The 19,912-nt window shown below is 61.9% G+C and carries 16 protein-coding genes; 10 read left to right on the forward strand and 6 right to left on the reverse strand.

Translation table 11 applies throughout. The features are described 5' to 3' along the window. The first annotated feature begins 6 nt into the window (after positions 1–6). Positions 7–756 carry a cytidylyltransferase domain-containing protein gene (locus I2H31_RS06920; RefSeq protein WP_196292258.1) on the forward strand — a complete coding sequence of 250 codons (750 nt, stop codon included), beginning with the start codon at positions 7–9 and terminating at the stop codon, positions 754–756. A gap of 111 nt (positions 757–867) precedes the next feature. On the opposite strand, the gene I2H31_RS06925 is transcribed toward I2H31_RS06920, so the two are convergent. After that, the gene (locus I2H31_RS06925) at positions 868–2,412 is read right to left on the reverse strand and encodes a tail fiber domain-containing protein (RefSeq protein ID WP_196292259.1); all 1,545 of its coding nucleotides are present in this window, start codon (positions 2,410–2,412) and stop codon (positions 868–870) included. Positions 2,413–3,131: 719 nt separating this feature from the next. Here I2H31_RS06925 and I2H31_RS06930 point away from each other — a divergent pair. The 7 genes from I2H31_RS06930 to I2H31_RS06960 all read left to right on the forward strand — a co-directional run bounded on the left by I2H31_RS06930 (position 3,132) and on the right by I2H31_RS06960 (position 10,282). After that, positions 3,132–3,728: a GNAT family N-acetyltransferase gene (locus tag I2H31_RS06930; protein ID WP_196292260.1), complete on the forward strand. Its 597-nt coding sequence runs from the start codon at positions 3,132–3,134 to the stop codon at positions 3,726–3,728. Positions 3,729–3,811: 83 nt separating this feature from the next. Beyond that, on the forward strand, positions 3,812–4,357 hold the full coding sequence (pseH, locus tag I2H31_RS06935; RefSeq protein ID WP_196292261.1) for a UDP-4-amino-4,6-dideoxy-N-acetyl-beta-L-altrosamine N-acetyltransferase: 546 nt from the start codon (positions 3,812–3,814) through the stop codon (positions 4,355–4,357). Positions 4,358–4,415: 58 nt separating this feature from the next. After that, the gene (locus I2H31_RS06940; RefSeq protein WP_196292262.1) at positions 4,416–4,826 is read left to right on the forward strand and encodes a MaoC family dehydratase; all 411 of its coding nucleotides are present in this window, start codon (positions 4,416–4,418) and stop codon (positions 4,824–4,826) included. Positions 4,827–4,880: 54 nt separating this feature from the next. Next, positions 4,881–5,924, forward strand: coding sequence for a pseudaminic acid synthase (gene pseI / locus I2H31_RS06945; RefSeq protein ID WP_196292263.1), 1,044 nt, complete (start codon positions 4,881–4,883; stop codon positions 5,922–5,924). A gap of 75 nt (positions 5,925–5,999) precedes the next feature. Further along, positions 6,000–7,325: a glycosyltransferase family protein gene (locus tag I2H31_RS06950; protein WP_230687518.1), complete on the forward strand. Its 1,326-nt coding sequence runs from the start codon at positions 6,000–6,002 to the stop codon at positions 7,323–7,325. Further along, on the forward strand, positions 7,313–8,758 hold the full coding sequence (locus I2H31_RS06955) for a DUF7033 domain-containing protein (RefSeq protein WP_196292264.1): 1,446 nt from the start codon (positions 7,313–7,315) through the stop codon (positions 8,756–8,758). The genes I2H31_RS06950 and I2H31_RS06955 overlap by 13 nt, the downstream gene beginning before the upstream one ends. Before the next feature lie 33 nt (positions 8,759–8,791). Further along, positions 8,792–10,282: an oligosaccharide flippase family protein gene (locus I2H31_RS06960; RefSeq protein WP_196292265.1), complete on the forward strand. Its 1,491-nt coding sequence runs from the start codon at positions 8,792–8,794 to the stop codon at positions 10,280–10,282. A gap of 97 nt (positions 10,283–10,379) precedes the next feature. Here the strand turns inward: I2H31_RS06960 and I2H31_RS06965 are convergent, their stop codons facing one another. The 5 genes from I2H31_RS06965 to I2H31_RS06985 form a co-directional block, all read right to left on the reverse strand. Further along, on the reverse strand, positions 10,380–13,526 hold the full coding sequence (locus I2H31_RS06965; protein WP_196292266.1) for an efflux RND transporter permease subunit: 3,147 nt from the start codon (positions 13,524–13,526) through the stop codon (positions 10,380–10,382). Between the two features lie 141 nt (positions 13,527–13,667). Continuing rightward, positions 13,668–14,747: an efflux RND transporter periplasmic adaptor subunit gene (locus tag I2H31_RS06970; protein WP_196292267.1), complete on the reverse strand. Its 1,080-nt coding sequence runs from the start codon at positions 14,745–14,747 to the stop codon at positions 13,668–13,670. 113 nt (positions 14,748–14,860) lie between these two features. Beyond that, positions 14,861–16,156, reverse strand: a complete 1,296-nt coding sequence (locus I2H31_RS06975; RefSeq protein WP_196292268.1) for a TolC family protein — start codon at positions 16,154–16,156, stop codon at positions 14,861–14,863. A 105-nt stretch (positions 16,157–16,261) separates the two neighbouring features. Then, complete coding sequence (locus I2H31_RS06980; protein ID WP_196292269.1) at positions 16,262–17,071, reverse strand: DUF937 domain-containing protein; 810 nt, start codon at positions 17,069–17,071, stop codon at positions 16,262–16,264. Positions 17,072–17,368: 297 nt separating this feature from the next. Continuing rightward, positions 17,369–17,707: a tetratricopeptide repeat protein gene (locus I2H31_RS06985; RefSeq protein WP_196292270.1), complete on the reverse strand. Its 339-nt coding sequence runs from the start codon at positions 17,705–17,707 to the stop codon at positions 17,369–17,371. Between the two features lie 156 nt (positions 17,708–17,863). On the opposite strand from I2H31_RS06985, the gene I2H31_RS06990 reads away from it, so the two are divergent. Further along, positions 17,864–18,604, forward strand: coding sequence for an electron transfer flavoprotein subunit beta/FixA family protein (locus I2H31_RS06990; protein ID WP_196292271.1), 741 nt, complete (start codon positions 17,864–17,866; stop codon positions 18,602–18,604). Between the two features lie 113 nt (positions 18,605–18,717). Continuing rightward, complete coding sequence (locus tag I2H31_RS06995; RefSeq protein WP_196292272.1) at positions 18,718–19,695, forward strand: electron transfer flavoprotein subunit alpha/FixB family protein; 978 nt, start codon at positions 18,718–18,720, stop codon at positions 19,693–19,695. Positions 19,696–19,912: the final 217 nt, after the last annotated feature.

A 19,912-nucleotide genomic window follows, 5' to 3' on the forward strand; every position in this document is an offset into this window, starting at 1 on the left:
CTTCCTATGACTACCTCCTGGCCCGTGCGCGTCGTCGTCGTCATTCAGGCGCGCATGAATTCCTCCCGCCTGCCGGGCAAGGTGTTGCTGCCCCTGCCGCTTTCGGCCGGAACCACCGTGCTGGGCCACGTGGTGGCGCGCGCCCGGCAGGTGGTACCGGGCGCGCAAGTGGTGGTGGCCACCTCCGCGCTGGCCGCCGATGATGCCGTGGCGGCCGCCGCTGAAACCTTGCGGGCCTCCGTGTTTCGGGGCGACGAGCAGGACGTGCTGAGCCGCTTCGCGGGCGCCGCGCAGGCCCACCACGCCGAGGTCGTTGTGCGCCTCACCGCCGATAACCCGGCCCTTGACCCGGCTTTTGTGCGGGCAGCAGTAGCGCAGCACCTCGCCACCCGGGCCGATTACACACTGACCACGGGCTTGCCCCTGGGCACCAACGTGGAAGTCATGGCCGCCGCCGCGCTGCGCCGGGTGGCCGCCGAGGCGACGCGTCCCGAGGAGCGGGAGCACGTGACGCCCTACCTGCGCCGCCACCCCGAGCTTTTCCGGCTGGAAGAGTTGCCCTGCACCGTGCCAGCTTTGGTGGCCGGGCTGCGCCTGACGGTGGACTACCCAAGCGACTACGCGCTGCTGCATTTGCTGTACTCGCAGCTGCCCGCCGATTTCTCCCTGACCGACCCGGCCGGGCTGCCCGCCTTGCTGGCAACGCACCCCTGGCTCATGCATATCAACGACCAAAACAGTCAGGTTCAGCCTTAAACTTTGTTTTTTGATTTGTCGCAACGGCTTGGGGTAAGCTGAAGGCTCCTAAAAAAAACAACGCCCGGCGAGTGGCCGGGCGTTGCTGGTATGCGGCTTGCGACGCCGGCGTTAGCGGGTGAGCACCATGCGTTTGCTGGTGGCTTCTTTGCCATTCACGGTGAGGGTGTAGAGGTACACGCCGGCCGGCAGCGAGCCGGCTTTGATTTCCACGGTGTGCCGGCCGCTGGCCAGGTCCGCTATGCTGCGCACCGTACGGCCCTGCATGTCGACGATGCTGAGCACGGCGCTCGTGACGCCGGCGGGCAAGGCGTACTCAATGCGGGTAGCCTCCTGGAACGGATTGGGGGCGTTCTGCTCCAGTTTCACCTGGCTCATGTCGGGAGCGGTGGGCGTCGGCTGCGTGCCCGGGGCCTGCCCAGTTTTGCCTTCCACCAGGGCCCGTAGCTCGGCCATTTGCGCTTTCAGGTCGGCCACTTGCTGCTGCAGCTCCGTGGTTTCGGCCTGTTTGGCATCGAGCTGCTTCACGGCCTCGACCAATACCGGCACCACCTCGATGTAGTTGACGCCGTAGAAGCCATCTTTCTGTTGCTTAACGGCTTCGGGCAGCGTTTTCTGCATTTCCTGGGCAATGAACCCGTACTGCCGCTCCTTCGGAAAGTTGCGTTTGGCAAACTCCGTCGACTGCTTAAAAGTGTACGTCGTCCCGCGCATCTGCCGAATCAGGCCCAGCCCATTTTCGATGGTTTTCACGTCCTCCTTGAACCGTTGGTCGGAAAACGTGATGAAGTTATTGGCATACACATCGCCAAAAGCGACAATGGTCCCGGAGGTAATACTACCTCCGCTAATATTACCAGAGCTGACATCTCCGGTTGGCGAAACCGTGAACACGGGCTGGGTAAGGTTGCTTACGGCAAAAATGGGCCGGTTGACAACCTGCGTGTTGTTGGAGAGGCGCCCCTGGACGTTGACGAGGGGGCGCAAATTCCCGAAGGGGTCCGCCACGTCGTTGCCCGGGGTGATGTTGCCGCCAAAGAACAGGGCTTCGCGCGTGTCAGTGGTCCGGGTGCCCACGATGGTGGGAATAAACTGCCCGGCGGCCCCGGTGCCGTTGCTGATGGTAAAGAAATCGGTGGGCGCGTCGGCCACGCCGATGCGCAGCGGGGTTTCGCCCCCCGTCAGGGCGGTGGCCGTGATTTCGGCCGCCGGGGCAAGCGTGCCGCCTTGCAGCTTCAGCACGTCGGTGAACTGGTTGGTGAACTGGTTGCTGAGGAAGCGCAGGCGCAGCAGGCTGCTTGCATTCTCGCCCCAGCCCACCACCAGGTCCTCGGCGCCGGTGGCCGGGTTCGTCACTTGGTTGAAAAGGCCGAATTGGCTGTTTTTCTGCAGCCGCAGGCCGTAGGGCAGCACGCCGCCCACGCCGAAGGGCGACTCGCCCAACGCCAACCAGTTGTCGCTGGGCGCGAACTGCCCGAACAGGCCGCTGCGAATCTGACCCAGGGGCCCCGTGGCGCCGGTAGCCGGAGCCCCGTTTACCGAAGGGCCCTGAATGGTGGCGCCCGGGGTCAGCACCTGGGCAACGGATGAATGGACGGCAACAATGCCCAGGGCGAGGGCCAGCGCCGAGGCGCGGGCCAGTGTAGTTTTTTTCATGGCGAGGAAGTGCGATGTGGTTGATGATAAATGCCGAGGAATGATGACGCTGCAATGCACGGGCGCTTCGGCAGCTGCCCGGCGCAGCACGCTGGCAATCAATGGTGAGCAACAGCATTACTTGTGCGCTTCCTACCAGCGGAGCGGGCACAGCTGTCCTGGCTACCTCCTTTCAGAGCTTAGAAGTTGGGCAAATCCGATATCAGCCGGGAAAACCGTAGACAACACGGTTTTGAAACGGCCCAAAACAAGGCCGTTCAGCGAGTGCAAAACCCAAGAAGCCAATGCGGGCCGCCGGCGGCCGCATCCTTCCCAAACCGTGAACTGAGATTTCTCTGCCAGCAGGAGGTGGTCCTTAACGGCGCAGAGAGAAAGGGTAGAGTGGTTGACACAACACCTGTGATTCCGAACAGGCGGGCAATAGGCAACCGGTTTCAGGACCGGTAGAGCAACAGTCAATCCGCGGGATTGATGATGTAAACGTACCCGCTAATTAATTAACAGTCAATACACAATTATTATATTATGCATAACCTTTCTAATATCCTTGATGCTTCGGGCTAGCTGCGTGGTTTGCGGGGAGCCTTGCGCTAATTGGCGCGGCCAGTATCTTAGCGCACGGCTCCGCAGGCGCCGTTGTCGACGGCCTCGCCTGCCCGGAGGTTGGGTGTGGCCCTTGCCGAGGGCCTGTGGAGGCCTGCATTCCCATCCCGTTGCCTATGCCCGCGCGCTCCTACTCCGCTTTGCGTTTAAACCAGTACGAGCAGGCTGGCTACCAGCTAGTGCCCATCCGCTACGAAGACCGGGAGCCCATCCGGCAGTGGCGCAACGCTCAATTGGCGGTGTTGCGCCAGGCCGCGCCGCTCACGGCCGAGCAGCAGGACGCTTATTTCCAGCGCGTGGTGCTGCCGCTGTTTGAGCAGGCGCGGCCGGGGCAGTTGCTGTTTTCGTTGCTGCGTGAGGGCGAGTTGGTGGCGTACGGCGGCCTGGTGCACATTTCCTGGCCCGACGAGCGGGCCGAAGTGTCCTTCCTGGCCGACCCGGCGCGTGCCCTGGCCCCCGCCACTTACCGGCAGGACTTTCTCGCGTTTCTGCAGCTGCTCTACCGGGTGGCGTTTGAAGACCTGCGCCTGAACCGGCTGGTGACCGAAACCTACGACCTGCGGCCGGCGCACGTGGCCATTATGGAAGAAAGCGGCCTGAAGCCCGAAGGCCGGCTGCGCCAGCACGTGCAGCTGGCCCCGGGCACCTTTGCCGACTCGCTCATGCACGGCCTGCTGGCCGCAGACTACGCGGCCGGGAAGCCCGGGGCCTAAGCAGGGCCCACTACTTTTACCCCGGGGCCGGCACCATTCCCCGCTGATTTCTCCAGTGAAACCCCGTTCTCTTTTCGTTGCCCATGAATAACGACATCCTGCGCCCCCTCACCGCCGACGACCTGGAAATGGTGCGCGCCTGGCGCAATTCCGACGCCGTGGCTCAGTACATGTACACGTCCACGCCCGTCTCGGCAGAGCAGCAGCAGGCGTGGTTTGCCCGCATCAGCGCCGACGCCAGCAAGGCATATTGGGTTATTCAGAACCAGGGCCGGCCCGTGGGCGTGGCCAACCTCTACGACATCAATGCCGCGTTTAAATCCTGCTACTGGGCCTTTTACCTGGGCGAGACCGACCTGCGCGGCAGCGGGCTGGGGGCCAAGGTGGAAATGGCCGTGCTCGATTACGTGTTCGAGGAGCGCAAGCTGAACAAGCTGCTCTGCGAGGTGTTCGTGAGCAACGACAAGGTGATTGCCATGCACGAGAAGTTTGGCTTTCGGCGCGAGTCGTACTTCCGCCAGCACGTCCACAAAAACGGGGTGTTTCACGACGTGGTGGGCCTGGCCATGCTGCAACGGGAGTGGCAGCAGTTGCGTGAGGGCCTCAGGGCCCGTTTTTTGCGAACCTAAACGCGGCCCCGGCCGGCCGGTGCGGTGGCCGGCCTGCCCTTTTCTCCAACCCTGCGCAATGCCCCTGGCCCCCGGCGATACCGCCTCCCTCAGCAAAACCATCACCGACGCCGACGTGCAGCAGTTTGCGGCGCTCTCGCTCGACACCAACCCGCTGCACCTCGACGAGGAGTACGCGCGGCAGTCGCGGTTTGGGCAGCGCATCAGCCACGGCATGCTCTACGGCGCGCTGGTGAGCGCCGTGATTGGCACGCGGCTGCCCGGGCCGGGCACCATTTACATCAGCCAGAGCTTTACCTTCCTGAAACCGGTGTTTCGCGAAGACGTCATCACGGCCACCGTGACCGTGACGGCGGTGGAAGCCGCCCGCCGGCAAGCCGTGCTGCGTACCGACTGCCACAACCAGCACGGCACCCTGGTGCTCACCGGCGAGGCCCGCGTGCTGCTGCCCGCCTCCGCAGGTCAGTAAGCGCCGAATGGGCCGCGCGGCGGCCGTTACCTTTGCGTTCTTGCTTTTTGCCTCATGACTGAGATTACCATTGGCGGCCGCTCGGTGGGCCCTGCCCACAAGCCGTTCATCATTGCCGAGATGTCGGGCAACCACAACCAGAGCCTGGAGCGGGCCCTGGCCCTGGTGGATGCCGCCGCCGCGGCCGGCGTCGACGCCCTCAAGCTGCAGACCTACACCGCCGACACCATTTCGATGGACACCGGCTTTGCCATTGCCGAGCAGGGCCAGTCGCTGTGGGAAGGCCAGAACCTCTACAAGCTCTACCAAGAGGCGCACACGCCCTGGGAATGGCACGCCGAGCTATTTGCCCGCGCCCGGCAGCACGGCCTGCTGGCTTTCAGCTCGCCGTTCGACGAAACGGCGGTGGATTTCCTGGAAACGCTGGACGTGCCCGCCTACAAGATTGCCTCGTTTGAAAACGCTCACTGGCCGCTGCTACGCAAGGTGGCCGCCACCGGCAAGCCCGTGATTGTGAGCACCGGTGCCGCCACCCTGGCCGAAATCGACGACGCGGTGCGGGTGCTGCGCGAAGCCGGCTGCCGCGAGCTGGTGCTGCTGAAGTGCACCAGCACCTACCCCGCCTCGCCGGCCAACACCAACCTGCGCACCATCCCGGTGCTGGCCGAAACCTTCGGCTGCCCCATCGGCCTGAGCGACCACACCATGGGCGTGGGCGCCAGCGTGGCCGCCGTGGCCCTGGGCGCCTGCGTCATCGAAAAGCACTTCACCCTGAGCCGGGCCGAGGGCGGCGTGGACGCGGCGTTTTCGCTGGAGCCGGCCGAGCTGCAAGCCCTGGTGGTGGAAACCGAGCGCGCCCACCAGGCCCTGGGCGGCGTGCAACTGTGCGTGCAGCGCAGCGAAGAGAAAAGCCGGCTCTACAAGCGCAGCATTTACGTGGCCAAGCCCATTGCGGCCGGCGAGGAATTTACTACTGACAACCTGAAAATCATTCGCCCCGGCGACGGCCTCTGGCCCCGCCACTGGGAAACCGTGCTGGGCCGCAAAGCTGCGAAAGCCCTCAAGCCCGGCACGCCGCTGAACTGGGACGCCATTTAGGGTAAGAGGGTAAGAGGGTAAGAGGGTAAGAGGGTAAGAAGGCTCACTTTAACCAGGATTTCAGGTTTCACACGCATGTCAACTGCCTCAACAGAAACAACTCCTGCCCCCATACCCTCCCACCCTCCCACCCTAATCAAGCGCCTGCGCGACATCCTGCAGCTCCGTTTCTCGGACGTGTACGCCGCCGTGCCGGCCGCGGCCATGGCCAGCATTTCGCCCGCCAACCCGCTCAAACGCCTGGCCCGCGTGCTGGCTTACGCCGGCCTGCGGCTGGTGGGCAACGTGTTTCGGCCCATTAAGAACCCGGAGAACCTGCACGGCAAGGTGTGGCTTTACGTGGTGAGTGCCAACAACTACGACGCGCTTTCCTTCATTAAAGAAGCCCGGCCCGACGCCGTGTTGCTGGCCGGACAGGCCAAAAACATCGGGCGCTACAACGGCGCGGTGAACCGGCTTTCGCTGCGACGCAAGCTGCTGTACTACTGGCAATTTCCGGTGGTATTTGCGGGCTTGCTGCGGTCGGAGGGCCGGCGGGCCTGGCGGTTTTTCGACTTTATTTTCTACGCCATCGGCTACTACGAGGTGTACCGCCGGGCCCTGCGCCACTACCGGCCGCAGGCGGTGGTGTTTTCCAACGACCACAACGACGACTCCCGCTCGCTGCTGCTGGCCTGCCGCGCCGAGGGCGTGCCCACCGCCTACGTGCAACACGCCAGCGTGAGCACCAGCTTCCCGCCCCTGGGTTTCGACCTGAGCCTGCTCGAAGGCCAGGACGCGCTGGACAAATACCGGCAGTGCGGCCCCGTTCGTGGCCGCGTGGAACTGGTGGGCATGCCCAAAGCCGACGTTTTTTTGAGCGCAAAAAACAACGCGCCGGCCGTGCGGCGCGTGGGTGTAGCCAGCAACGTGCACGACCCCGTTCCGGCCCTACAGGAATCATTAGGCTTTTTAATACAGGAATTTCCAGACCTCACGTTCACGTTGCGGCCGCACCCGAGCGACCCGCGCAACTTCGGGCCCTTGCGCCGCGCCTTGCCCGCCTTGCAGTGGTCGGATGCCCGGCAGGAAAACGTGTTTGCCTTCCTGCAAAACCATGACGCGCTAATTGCCGGCGATACCTCGACGCACCTGGAAGCCACGCTGTTGAACCTGGTTAGCATTTACTATCAATTCAGCGCCAACCCACTTATCCACGACTACTACGGCTACGCGGCCCACGGGCTGGTAGACCAAGCCCGGACGCTGCCCGAGCTGCGGGAGCTGCTGCTACGCTACCAGACTCAGAAACCGGCCACCCACTTTCGGCGGGCAGCTTATTACAACGCGACGCTGGGCACTGAGCACGAAGGCCATAGCCAGCAACTGGCCTTGCAGTTGCTTTCCGAATGGCTGGCGTGAGAAGCGCCGACGACCAACCGGGCGCGGCGGCCCCCGGGCTTATCTTCGCGGCCGTGTCGGCCCGTTCTTCTTCCCCGTCTTTGCCCGCGCCCAGAGTCGTGGCCATCACTTCGGAGCTGCGCTTGGCTTACGTGTTGCGGCACTTTTGGCAAACCTATCCCGCCGCGCCGCGGGTGACGATTGGCTACGGACCCGCGGTGGGGGCCGTGGCCGTGGCCGACGGGGCCGGCGACTTTTTCGCCCAAGCCCGGCCCTACCCGGCGGCGCCCAACTGGCGCGAATGGCAGGGCCAACGCATTCCGTTCTTTTTCGACAGCTCGCCCGAAAAAGACCTCCTCACGCTGGGCCCGGAAACCGTTTTACTCAATGCCGACATCATTGCGGGGGCCTTTTATTTGCTGAGCGGCTGGCAGGAATATTTCTCGGCCGAGCGGGACCGGCACGGCCGCTTCCCCTACGCCGCCAGCGTGCAGCAGCAGTACAATTTCGTGACGCTGCCCGTGGTCAATTACTACTTCGACGTGCTGAAAACGGCGGTGGAGCACGTCACGGGCCAGCGCCTGCAGCCGCGGACGTGGGGCGCCAATGCTCCTTTCGCCGCCTTCATCACCCACGACATCGACAACCTGCACAGCGCCTGGAAAGCGCCGGCCAAGGCGGCCCTGCAACAGCGCCAGTGGCGGCGCTTCGGGCAGCTGGTGTGGCAGCACCTCACCCGGCCCGATGCCTGGAATAACCTGGAAGCCGTGGCCGCTGGCACGGCGGAATATGGGGCCAAATCAACCTTTTTCTTGTTGCCCGAAACCCGGCCGGGAGCCGACGGCACGCCCAATGCCGACTACAACGCCCAGTCGGTGCTGCCCCGCCTTGCGGCGCTGCAAGAGGCGCTGGGCGCCGAAATCAGTCTGCACGGCAGCATCGGCACGGCCACCGACGCGGCCCGTCTGGCCCGCGAGGCCGAGGCCCTGCAATACGCCACGGCTGGCCTGCGCTTTCATTACCTGCGCTGGGAGCCGCGCCTCACGCCGGCCGTGGTCGACGCGGCGCAGTCGTTCATCTACGATTCCACGCTGGGGTTTGCCGAGCATTTTGGCTTTCGGAACTCCTACTGCCTGCCGTTTTACCCGTTCAACTTCGCCACCGGCAGCGAGCACGACTTTCTGGAAATCCCGCTCAACGTGATGGATGCCACGCTGCACCACCCCAACTACCTGCAGCTGCGTCCCGAGGAAATGCTGCCCGCCCTCGCGCCCATGCTGGCCGAGGTGGCGCGCTTTGGCGGCGTGGCCACGGTGTTGTGGCACAACGAAAACTTCGACCCCGCCAACGAAACCAACGGCCCCCACCAATTCGCCGAGCTGATGGAATATTTGCAGCAGCAAGGCGCCGCTTTCCTTACGGGGCGCGAAATTTGGCAGCAGTTTCCCGCTTAGCGGCGGCGCCTTCACTTTTTCAACTTCGCACTTTTGGGCATCGTTCTGCGCCAGGGCATCCGCAACACCCTGATTTCCTACGTTGGCTTGGCCATCGGCTTTGCCAATACCATTTTCGTGCTGCCGCGGCTGCTGACCACCAGTCAGTTGGGCCTGGTGGGGGTGTTGGTGTTCCTGGCCACGGTGGGGGCGCAGTTTGGCATGTTTGGGTTTGCCAGCGCGGGGCTGCGCTACTTCCCCTACTTCCGCAACCAGGGGCGCAACCACGCGGGGTTTCTGCCCCTGCTGCTGGGGCTGCCGCTGCTGGGCTACTTGCTGGTGGCCGTTCTGATGGCCGTGGGCCAGCCGCTGGTGCTGCACTGGTACAAATCCAGCGACGCCGCCCTCATCGCGCCTCACTACGGCGTGGCCATTGGGCTGGCGGGCGTCATCATGCTCGGGGCCTTGCAGGATGCCTACCTGAAGTCGTTGTTTCACACATCGTTTGCTTCTTTTTGCCAGGAAATCCTGCTGCGCCTGCTCATTGTGGCGGCGGCCCTGGCCTACGGCGCGCACTACCTCACGTTTGCGGGCTTTGTGGTGGCCTACGCGGGCGCCTACGCGGTGGTGGCGCTGCTGCTGGCAGTCTATCTGGCGGCTATTGGCGAGCTGCACCTGCGGCCTACCCGGGCGGCCCTTCGCATCAAGCCCTTGGGCGAGATGCTGGCCTTCGGCGGCTTCGCGCTGCTGAGCAACATCTCGGGCACGGTGCTGCTGCAGGTCGACAACGTGATGGTAAGCGCCAAGCTCAGCCTGGCGGCGGGCGGCATCTACCTGCTGGCCACCAACGTGAGCACGGCCCTCACCCTGCCCTTTCGGGCCCTGAATAAGACGGCCTTTTCCCTCATCGCCGAATATTGGAAGGAAAGCGACATGGCCCAAATGGGCCTATTCTACCAGCGCGTCACGCGCATCAATACCCTGCTGGGCTGCTACCTGGCCCTGGGCATCGGCTTGAATCTCAATTTCATTTTCGGCCTCATTCACAAGCCCGAGTACGCCGCCGGGGCCGGCGCGGTGCTGCTGCTGCTGGCCGGCCGGTTGTTCGACGGCATCACGGGTGTCAATGGCACCATCGTGGTTACCTCGCCGCGCTACCGCTACGACCTGGGGTTCAACGTGTCGCTGGCCCTGCTCATCGTCGGGCTGAACTGGGTGCTGATTCCGCGCTACGGGCTGGAAGGCGCGGCGCTGGCGTATTGCGCGGCCCTGGTCGGCATCAACACCCTGCGCACTTGGTTTGTGTGGCACAACTATCGGCTGCAACCCTTCGACAGCCGCTTTCCGCGCATCTTGCTGGTGGCCGCCGTGGCCGGCGTGGCCGCCTGGGCCCCGCCGGAGCTTCCCAACATCTGGCTTACTCTTTTGATGCGCGGTGGCGTTCTAACGCTGGTGTACGGCCTAGGCATTTTGCTAACCAATGCAGCACCGGAAGCAGTAGCCTTGTGGGCCAGCCTGCGGCATCGGTTTTTCCCGGCAGCGTAGACGTTCAGCCCAAACGCCCCGCCCACAGGCAGCAATAAAAAAGCCGGCCCCGCAAACGGGACCGGCTTTTTGGTTAAACCAGAAGTTATTGCGCTGCTCAGGCGCCCACCAGCACCGGCCGTTCTTCCAGCACTTCTGGCGCGGGGCCGTCCTGGTGCATTTCGCGGTAGAAGAAGGCGAAGATGAGCGGGAAAATCAGCAGCGTGAGCACGGTAGCCGTCACCAGACCGCCAATTACCACGATGGCCAGGGGCTTCTGCGTTTCGGAGCCGATACCGGTGCTGAGGGCCGCCGGAAACAGGCCAATCATGGCCATGAGGGCCGTCATCACCACGGGGCGCACGCGCGAGGCCACACCGTCTTTCAGGCTTTGGGCCAGCGTCATTTTCTTGCGCAGGTTCTCTTTGAACACCGTAATCAGCACGATGCCGTTTTGAATACATATCCCGAGCAAGGCGATGAAGCCGATGCCGGCCGAGATGCTGAAGTTGACGCCGGTGATGTGCAGCGCCGCGATGCCGCCGATGAGCGCGAAGGGCACGTTGGCCAGCACCAGCGCGGCATCTTTGCCGTTGCCGAAGGTGATGAACAGCAGGATGAAAATGATGACCAGCGACACCGGTACCACCTGCGTGAGGCGCTTGGTGGCCCGCACCTGGTTCTCAAACTCGCCGGCCCACTCGATGCGGTAGCCCTTGCCGAGCTTGATTTGCTGGTCCATTTTCTTCTGCGCCTCGGCGATGGTGGAGCCCATATCGCGGTCGCGAATGCTGAACTTCACGGCGATGAAACGCTGGCCGTTGTCGTGGTACACGAAGGCCGGGCCGTTGCTGGTGCCGATGTCGGCAATTTCCTTCAGGGCCACCTTGCTGCCGCGGATGGTGGGCACGCGCAGCTCGCCAATTTTGGCTTCGGTGTCGCGGTCCTGCTGCGGGTAGCGCACGGTCACGTCAAACTTGCGCTCGCCCTCGTAAATCTGGGTCGCGGCCTTGCCGCCCACGGCCATCTCCACCACGGTTTGGGCATCGGCGGTTTGCACGCCGTAGGCGGCCATGCGGGTCTGGTCGAGCTTCACGCTCATCTCGGGCTGGCCCAGGTTGCGCAAGATGCCCAGGTCTTTCACGCCGCGCACGCCGCCGAGCACCTTCATCACCTCGTTGGCCTTGCCGTCGAGCTCCTTGAGGTCGTTGCCGAAAATCTTCACCGCCAGCGCCGCGTTGATGCCCGCCACGGCCTCTTCCACGTTGTCGATGATGGGCTGCGAGTAGTTGAAAATGATGCCGGGGTACTCCTTCAGCTTTTTGTCCATCTCGTCAATCAGCTGCTCCTTCGTGATGTTGCGCTTCCACTCCTCTTTGGGCTTGAGGTTTACCTGGGCCTGCACGTAGTAGATGCCCGAGGGGTCGGTGCCGTCGTTGGAGCGGCCGGTCTGCGAAAGCACCGACGTCACCTCCGGAAACGAGCGCAGGATGCGGCGGTAGTTGGCCGCCATCTTGTTGGTTTCCGTGAGCGAGGACGACATCGGCAGCTTGGTTTCCACCCACAGCGCGCCCTCGTTCAGCTCCGGCAAAAACTCCGAGCCCAGGAATTTGAACGAGTACAAGCCCGCCACCACAATGGCCATGGTCACCCCGAAGCTCAGCAGCTTGTGCCGGTAAGTGAAGCCAAACGCACTCGTCACAATGTTGTCGAAGAAGGTCACAATGGGGTTGTGCTTCTCCTTCACGTTCTTGTTCAGCAGCAGCGCCGACAGCACCGGCACCAGCGTGAGGGTCAGAATCAAGGCGCCCACCAGGGCAAAGCCCAGCGTGTAAGCCAGCGGGCTGAACATCTTACCCTCCACTTTCTCGAAGGAGAAAATGGGCAACAAACAGGTCAGAATGATGAGCTTGGAAAAGAAAATGGCCTTGCCCAACTCGCCGCCGGTTTTCTTAATCATGCCCAGCTTGGCCAGCTTGTTGAACTTCTCCATGCCCACCTGCTGGGCCTTGTGGTCGAGCACCACGAAGATGCCTTCCACCATCACCACGGCCCCGTCGATGATGATGCCGAAATCGATGGCGCCCATGCTCAGCAGGTTGGCACTCATGCCTTTGAGGCGCAGGCACACGAAGGCAAACAGCAGCGCCAGCGGCACCACAATGCCCACCGTGAGCGTGGTGCGCCAGTCGGCCATGAAAATGAGCACGATGAGCGTCACCAGCACAATGCCCTCAATCAGGTTGTGAATGACGGTGTGCGTGCAGTGGTCCATCAGCACGTCGCGGTCGTAGAACGTTTTGAGGTACACGCCGCTGGGCAGCACTTTCTCGTTCAGTTCCGCGATTTTGGCTTTCACGCGGCCCAGCACCTCGGCCGGGTTTTCGCCCTTGCGCATAATCACGATGCCTTCCACCACGTCGCTCTGGTCGTCGAGGCCGGCCTGGCCCACGCGCGGGGCGTGGCTTTCGGTCACTTTGGCCACGTTGCGCACCAGAATGGGCACGTTGTTGATGTCCTTGACGATGATGTTGCCGATGTCCTCGGGCTTGGTGAGCAGGCCGATGCCGCGCACCACGTAGCTCTGCGAGTTCTTTTCAATCACGTCGCCGCCCACGTTCAGGTTGCTCTTCTGCACGGCGTCGTACACTTCCAGCGGCGTCATGTCGTACTTGGCCAGCATGGCCGGGTTCACGCTGATTTCGTACACCTTACGCGTACCGCCGAAGGCCGCAATGTCGGCCACGCCGGGCACCGATTTAAGCTGCCGCTCCACCGTCCAGTCCTGAATGGCCAGCAGCTCGTTGGTGGTGCGCGGCGTGCGGCTCTGCACCGTGTAGCGGAAGATTTCGCCCGTGGGCCCGTACGGCGGCTGCACGTTCGACTCGCAGCCCGGCGGCAGGTTCACGCCCTGCAACAGGTTGTTGACCTGCTGCCGCGCGAAGAAATCCTCCACGTTGTCCTCGAAGTTAATCTTGAGCACTGACAAGCCGAACATGCTGATGCTGCGCATGTTGCTTTTCATCTGCACCGAGTTCATGGCCACCTCAATGGGCGTGCTCACAAACCGCTCCACTTCCTCGGCCGAGCGGCCGGGCCAGAGGCTCACAATAATCATCTGGGTGTTGGTGACGTCCGGAAACGCCTCGATGGGCGTGTGCACGTAGCTGTAGGTGCCGCCCGCCACCAGCAGCGCCGTCATGAAAAACACGAAAAACCGGTTTTTCAGCGAAAAGGCAACGATGCCCGAAATGAATTTATTCATGGATAGACAAGAATTAATATGGTGTCATGCAGAGCGCAGCGAAGCATCTTGCTCGGAGCAGTAAACCAATCGTAAATAATTACTTGCGCAAGCGAGATGCTTCGCTGCGCTCGGCATGACGGGCTGGTTACGTTGCCCTATCTAGTCGTTCAGTTCATCGTACACCAGCAATTGCTCCTTGGCAATCACCACGTCGCCGGGCTTCACGCCGGCGCTCACGTAGCTGTAGTCGCCCACGGTTTTGTTGATGGTCACGGGCCGGGTTTCCACGTGCGTACGGTCCTTGTACACCATCACGAAATTGCGGTCCTTGTCGAACACCACCGACTTGGCGGGCACGGCCAGCGCCTTGGCGGCTTCGGTGTTCTCGACGCGCACCTGGGCGTACATCTCGGGCTTGAGCAGGTAGCCGGGGTTCTGGAGGCGCACGCGCACCTTCATCACCTTGCTGTCGGGGTCCAATACGTTGAACACCTTGTCAATCCGGCCGCGGAAATGCTTGTCGGGGTAGCTCAGCGTGGTCACGTCGGCCGCATAGCCCACCTTCACCTTCGAAATGTCCGACTCGAAGACGTTGGCCATAATCCAGACGTCATCCAGGTTGCTCACCGTGAACAAGTTGCTGACGTTGTCGTTGTTGAACTGCTCGTGCTCGGTGGCGTTTTTCTCGGTGATGAAACCCGAAATGGGCGCCCGCAGCTCGTACACACCGTCTTTGCCGATGCCGTACACGCTGAGCTGCTTCACGTTTTTGCCCACGGTGCCGCGGGCTTTGGTCACCTCCGCACGGGCCAGCACCACGTCGCGCTCCGAGTTCAGGCCGGCCTTGTACATGTCCTCGGCCACGGCCAGGTTCTTCCTGGCAATGTCGAGGTCGGAAGTGGCGGCCGTGGTCTGGTTCTGCACGTCGGCAATTTCGCTCGACTTGATGACGGCCAGCACTTGTCCCTTGGTCACCTTGTCGCCGAGCTGCACGTTCAGCTTTTCCACCACGCCGCCCACCAACGGGTACACTTTCACGGTGTTGTCGCCGTCCGACTGGATTTCGCCGGTCAGCACCAGCTCGTCCTGCACCGGGCGTTCGCGCACGGTGTCCAGCACAATCTGGTGCATCATGGTGTCCGATAGCCGAAAAGGCGCTTTCGCTTCTTCTTGCGCTTCGGGTTTTGAACAGCTGGCTAGTGCAACAGCCGCCAGCAGGGCAAAATAGGTACGTTTCATTATTTTAAGCTGTTAGCTATTAGCGACTAGCCGTTAGCCTTTGATGAGTTATAGTAAATTGACGGAGGCAAGAGTTGCTGGCGAACAACTAGCAGCCAATGGCTCAGCCCTTTCTATTCGGCCCGGAACACGGGCTTGCCCACGGCAAAATTCAATTGCTCGAACGCCCGCACGCGGTTGGCCCGCAGCGTGTTCAGTTGCACAAGGTTGTTCTTATAAGACTCAAAGAAATCCAGATACTCCACCACCGAGAGAATGCGCTTGGCGTAGCTCTGCTCGATGCCGGTCATCAGGCGGGCGAAGGGCTCCGTGTCGCGGTTGGTATTCTGAAACAGTTCGTCGTTGCGGGCCGCCAGCTGGTAGGCCTGCTGCACCTCGCTCTGCACAATGAGTTGCTGCTGGTCGACTTGTAGTTTGCTGCCGGCTATCTGCGCCTTGGCCGCCTGAATATTCCCCTGGTTGCGGTTGAAGATGGGCACGGCCACGCCCAGCGTGAAAGCGTGATAGTCATTGATATAAGAGCCCGCTTTGTCGTAGGTGTAGCCCACGGCCAGGTCGGGTGTGGCCAGCTTTTGCTGCAGGCGCAGGTTGAGGTTTTGCTGCTCCAGGGCGGCGCGCCGGGCGTTCAGGTCCGTGCGCAGCGCCTGGGCCGTGTCGGCCAACTGCTGCTCGGAGTAGCCGGTCAGGCTCAGGGCCCGGGTGCGGGCCAGGTCCACCACGGGCACGTACTGGGCGCCGGTGGCGTCGCGCAGCAGTACGTGCAGGTCGGTTTGCTCGGCGGCGATGTCGGTTTGCAGCGCCTGGCTTTCGCTTTGCAGCGAAAACAGGAAGGCCCGCAAGCGAATCACCTCTTTCAGCGCCACGTTGCCCTTTTCAAACTGGGTCTGGTACAGGCCCACCGTCCGGCTCAGCGAGCTGATTTCGGTGTTGTACACCTTCAGCGTTTGCTGCTTGAAGAACAAGTCGAAGTACGTGGTGCGCAACTGGTAGCGCAGCGTACGCAGCAGGTCCTGCAGGTTGTACTGCTCCACCACGGCGTTTTGCTGGGCCACCTTGCCCGCCGCCTTGCGCCGCCCGGCAATGGAAAACAGCTGCTGCACCTGCAGCACCACCTCGCCCGGGGTGCGCCCCTCGAAATGCTCGCGGTTGATGTTCTTGTTGATGGCGTTCTGCTCCAGCGTCACCGTCGGGTTGTCGATGAGGCGGGCCTGCAGGGCCTGGGCCTGGGCCACCGTCACGTTGTATTGCTGGGCCAGCACGGCCAGGTTGTTCTGAAAAAAGTGTTGCTCGGCCTCGGGCAAGGTGAGGCGTACCGTGTCGGCGGCCGGAACTGCCGCGGGGGCTTGGGCCGCGGCGGGGCCGGCCAGTGTCCAGGCGCCCAGCAGGGCCAAAAGGGTTACTCGAAACATACTCGGCGTTGATTACCTGACAAAGGTGACCGGGCCAGCATGAGGATAAAATGAAACATTCTAATAGGCCACGAACAGCATCGGCCGCTCGGTGAACCAGCCTTTTTACCAAGCGAAATTCCAAAGCTTGGCCACCTCAAGCGTGGCCAGCGGAAAACTCAGGTCCACGGCGGGCAACATCCCAATGGCCCACTTAGACAGGGAAACGTGACCGCCGGCTAGCCGAAGAATGCCGGCAAAGCCGCCCGCCATCCCAGCCAGAGCCGCCAGCCCCTGGCTAACGCGAAGGGGCCATTCCATTGCCGCGCCGCTACGCCGCGCTGGTTCGGGCACGCTGTTGCGCTGCGCCTTTCTCGGTTTTTGCTCCGGCACCAGCTTGGTCAGCAGCGCCAATTGGCCCGTGGGCAATGTTTTTTGTACCTGCCCATGCCAGCTCGCAAGTGCTGCGGCAAGCTCCTGCGCGCACAGGTGGTGGGCGGCCGCGTGCGCGGCCAGCATGGCAGGCAACACCGCCCCCACAAGCGGCAGCAGCGCCGCCGCCGTCGCCGCTTTCACGCCGGAAAACTCACCAACCGCCTCTTGGGCCACCGTTTTAGTGGCCCCAAGCAGCTCCACGAGCAGGGCCTCGGCCTGCCACATGGCCCCGCCCACGGCTGCCCCGCTCCCCAGAATGCCGAGTACGCCTGTGACTGTGCTGGCTCCCGCCGGCGCGAGGCGCAACGCCTGCTGGCTCAGCCCCAACAGCTCTTGCGCAGAGCCTGTGGCTGCTTTGGCAACAAGGCCGCCCAAAAGCACGGGTATAGCCGCATCCAATGCCTTTTGGGTTCGCTGCTCGCTTTCGCCCAGGCGCGCGGCCAAGTGCCCCACCAGCTCCGGCGAAAAAGTAGTTTTTAGGGTATCAGGTAACGTATTCATATCGGTAGAAAAGGAGTCGGAAAGCTTTCGGATTCGGAGATAAGCAAAGGTGGCCCCGGCAAAGTCTTTACGGATGAGTTTGCCGATAAAACCCGTTTTTCACACGGTTAACCGCGTGTAATTTCCGTCGAACGATTTTCAGTCATTCCCAAATGCAATCGTTCCTCTTTTCTCTTAACGATAAAAAAGACCCAATGGCTGACAAGAGCTTGAATAGATTAATAAATAGATGTTTACAAACGTAATCCAAGTATTCCTTTGGTGCAAGGTGGCTTTTGTAACCAGTTGTATTCCCTTTTAATCGTCTTCGTAATCCAGCCCCAGGCAGTGGTTCAGGGCCTGCAGCAATTCGCTGGCGGCGTGCTGCTGGCCGGCTTTTTTAGCCACCGCCAAGCCGGTGCGGTAAACTTTTTCGGCCTCGTCCTTCTTACCAAATTGCTCCAGCAGCTTGCCAGCGTGGTAGTACGTGCCCACGTAATCAGGGTGTTCGGTCAGCAGCTTTTGATAAAACTCCCACGCGCGCTCCGGCTCCTGGGCCCGGTATTCGGTGGCGAGGGCGTAGACGGTGAAGGCGTCGGTCGGGTCGTCTTCGTAGAATGCCAGCAACTGCTGCAAACGGGTGGGCGGAGTGTTCATCAGGGCGCGAGTTTTGTTTACCTTTGGGGCAAAATTGCGGCTTTTCTACCGCACTTTGCCTGTTAATAGTTTGGCTACCGGAAACGGTAAGAGCCAATAGGTTGTTATGCATGCAGCCTTTTTTCTCGCTTTTTCGCTCACTCAAGCCCCGTTTAGATGAAGTTTCTGGTTTGCATTTCCAACGTGCCCGACACGACCACCAAAATCACCTTTACTCCTGATAATAAGGAGTTCAACAAGGCCGGGGTGCAGTTCGTGATTAATCCTTGGGACGAATACGCCCTCACCCGCGCCATCGAGCTAAAGGAAGCCGCCGGCAACGGCACCGTAACGGTGCTGAACGTGGGCGAGGCCGACACCGAGCCCAACATCCGCAAGGCCCTGGCCATCGGCGCCGACGACGCCATCCGCGTCAACGCCGCGCCAACGGATGCCTACTTCGTGGCCGAGCAGATTGCCGCCATTGCCAAGGAAGGTGCCTACGACGTGATTCTAATGGGCAAGGAAAGCATTGATTACAATGGCTTTCAGGTGCACGGCATGGTGGGCGAAATGCTGGGCATTCCCACGGTGGCTCCGGCCATGAAGCTCGACCTGAGCGGCAGCACCGCCACACTGGAGCGCGAAATCGAAGGCGGCAAGGAGATTGTGACCGTGAACACGCCCTTCGTGGCCTCCTGCCAGCAGCCCATGTGCGAGCCCCGCATCCCGAACATGCGCGGCATCATGACGGCCCGCACCAAGCCCCTGAAAGTGGTGCCGCCCGTGGGCGAGCCCGCCCGCACGCAGGTAGCCGAGTATGCCCTGCCGCCCAAAAAGCAAGGCGTGAAGCTCATCGACGCCGAAAACGCCGGCGAGCTCATCAAGCTGCTCCGCAACGAAGCCAAAGTAATCTAGTTTAGAACTAAGATTTGAGAACTCAGAACTTAGACCGGAGAGAAAGTCTCCAAGGGTAAGTTCTAAGCTCAAAAAATCTAAGCTCTACGTTCTAATCTCTAAGCTCTAAAAAAATGTCTGTATTAGTTGTAGTTGAATGCGCCGATGGCGAAGTAAAGAAGTCATCGCTGGAAGTGGCCTCGTACGGCGCCCAGGTGGCGGCGCAGCTGGGCACCACCGCCACGGTCATTGCCGTGGGCGAAGCCAACGAGGCCAACCTGGCCAAGCTGGGCGAGCAAGGCATCACGAAAGTGCTGTATGACGCCGAACCCCGCCTCAAGGATTTCGTGAACAATGCTTACACCAAGCTCATCGCCACAGCGGCCGAGCAGGAACAGGCCAAAGTCATCGTACTGGCCAACAGCAACATTGGCGCGGCCGTGGGCTCACGCCTGTCGGTGCGCCTGAAGGCCAGCCTGGCTACCAACGTGGTGGAGCTGCCCAAAACGGACGGCGGCCAGTTCACCGTGAAGCGCGGCGCTTTCTCGGGCAAGGCGTTTTCGGACGTGGTGCTGAGTGGCGACCGCAAAATCATTGCCGTGAAGAAGAACTCGACCGAAGCCCAGCACGACGCCGGCAAAACCGCCGAAGTGGTGAGCTTCTCGGCCCAGCTTTCGGACGCCGATTTTGCGGATGCGCCCAAGCAGGTCATCATGCAGGACCAGGCCGGCGGTGTGCTGCTGCCCGAGGCTGAGCGCGTGGTATCGGGTGGCCGCGGCATGAAGGGCCCCGAGAACTGGAATCTGATTGAGGACCTGGCCAAAGCCCTGGGCGCGGCCACGGCCTGCTCCAAGCCGGTGTCGGACGTGGACTGGCGCCCCCACCACGAGCACGTGGGCCAAACCGGCATCACGGTGTCGCCGAACCTGTACATTGCCTGCGGCATTTCGGGTGCCATTCAGCACCTGGCCGGCGTGAACAGCAGCAAGGTCATTGTGGTCATCAACAAAGACCCCGAGGCCCCGTTCTTCAAAGCCGCCGATTATGGCATCGTGGGCGACGTGTTCGACGTGTTGCCCAAGCTGACCGCGGCCGTGAAGGCGCTGAATTAAGTTGTTTTTAATGAATTTGGGGGCTTGAGCGGCTGGTTTTCGTGCGAAAACCGGGGCTTGGGCCCTCAATCTTTTTTTGGCATTCCCGTATTACGAGGCAGGATTTGGGCGGCAGATGGCCGGACTTTTCTTTATTTGCACGTACATCCCTCCTACCGGCCGCGGCCGGGCTGCCTGCCCTTCCTTTCCAAGCCACCCAAGCCACTCAGTACCATTC

It is taken from the genome of Hymenobacter ruricola (assembly GCF_015694525.1).
GTDB classification, from domain to species: Bacteria; Bacteroidota; Bacteroidia; order Cytophagales; family Hymenobacteraceae; genus Hymenobacter; species Hymenobacter ruricola.

Coding starts and splice junctions, on each gene's coding strand:
- pseH (WP_196292261.1), top strand. CDS start 3,812: ATGAATAACGACATCCTGCGCCCCCTCACCGCCGACGACCTGGAAATG.
- I2H31_RS06965 (WP_196292266.1), bottom strand. CDS start 13,526: ATGAATAAATTCATTTCGGGCATCGTTGCCTTTTCGCTGAAAAACCGG.
- I2H31_RS06950 (WP_230687518.1), top strand. CDS start 6,000: ATGTCAACTGCCTCAACAGAAACAACTCCTGCCCCCATACCCTCCCAC.
- I2H31_RS06995 (WP_196292272.1), top strand. CDS start 18,718: ATGTCTGTATTAGTTGTAGTTGAATGCGCCGATGGCGAAGTAAAGAAG.
- I2H31_RS06975 (WP_196292268.1), bottom strand. CDS start 16,156: ATGTTTCGAGTAACCCTTTTGGCCCTGCTGGGCGCCTGGACACTGGCC.
- I2H31_RS06970 (WP_196292267.1), bottom strand. CDS start 14,747: ATGAAACGTACCTATTTTGCCCTGCTGGCGGCTGTTGCACTAGCCAGC.
- I2H31_RS06930 (WP_196292260.1), top strand. CDS start 3,132: ATGCCCGCGCGCTCCTACTCCGCTTTGCGTTTAAACCAGTACGAGCAG.
- I2H31_RS06985 (WP_196292270.1), bottom strand. CDS start 17,707: ATGAACACTCCGCCCACCCGTTTGCAGCAGTTGCTGGCATTCTACGAA.
- I2H31_RS06940 (WP_196292262.1), top strand. CDS start 4,416: ATGCCCCTGGCCCCCGGCGATACCGCCTCCCTCAGCAAAACCATCACC.
- pseI (WP_196292263.1), top strand. CDS start 4,881: ATGACTGAGATTACCATTGGCGGCCGCTCGGTGGGCCCTGCCCACAAG.
- I2H31_RS06990 (WP_196292271.1), top strand. CDS start 17,864: ATGAAGTTTCTGGTTTGCATTTCCAACGTGCCCGACACGACCACCAAA.
- I2H31_RS06920 (WP_196292258.1), top strand. CDS start 7: ATGACTACCTCCTGGCCCGTGCGCGTCGTCGTCGTCATTCAGGCGCGC.
- I2H31_RS06980 (WP_196292269.1), bottom strand. CDS start 17,071: ATGAATACGTTACCTGATACCCTAAAAACTACTTTTTCGCCGGAGCTG.
- I2H31_RS06925 (WP_196292259.1), bottom strand. CDS start 2,412: ATGAAAAAAACTACACTGGCCCGCGCCTCGGCGCTGGCCCTCGCCCTG.
- I2H31_RS06955 (WP_196292264.1), top strand. CDS start 7,313: ATGGCTGGCGTGAGAAGCGCCGACGACCAACCGGGCGCGGCGGCCCCC.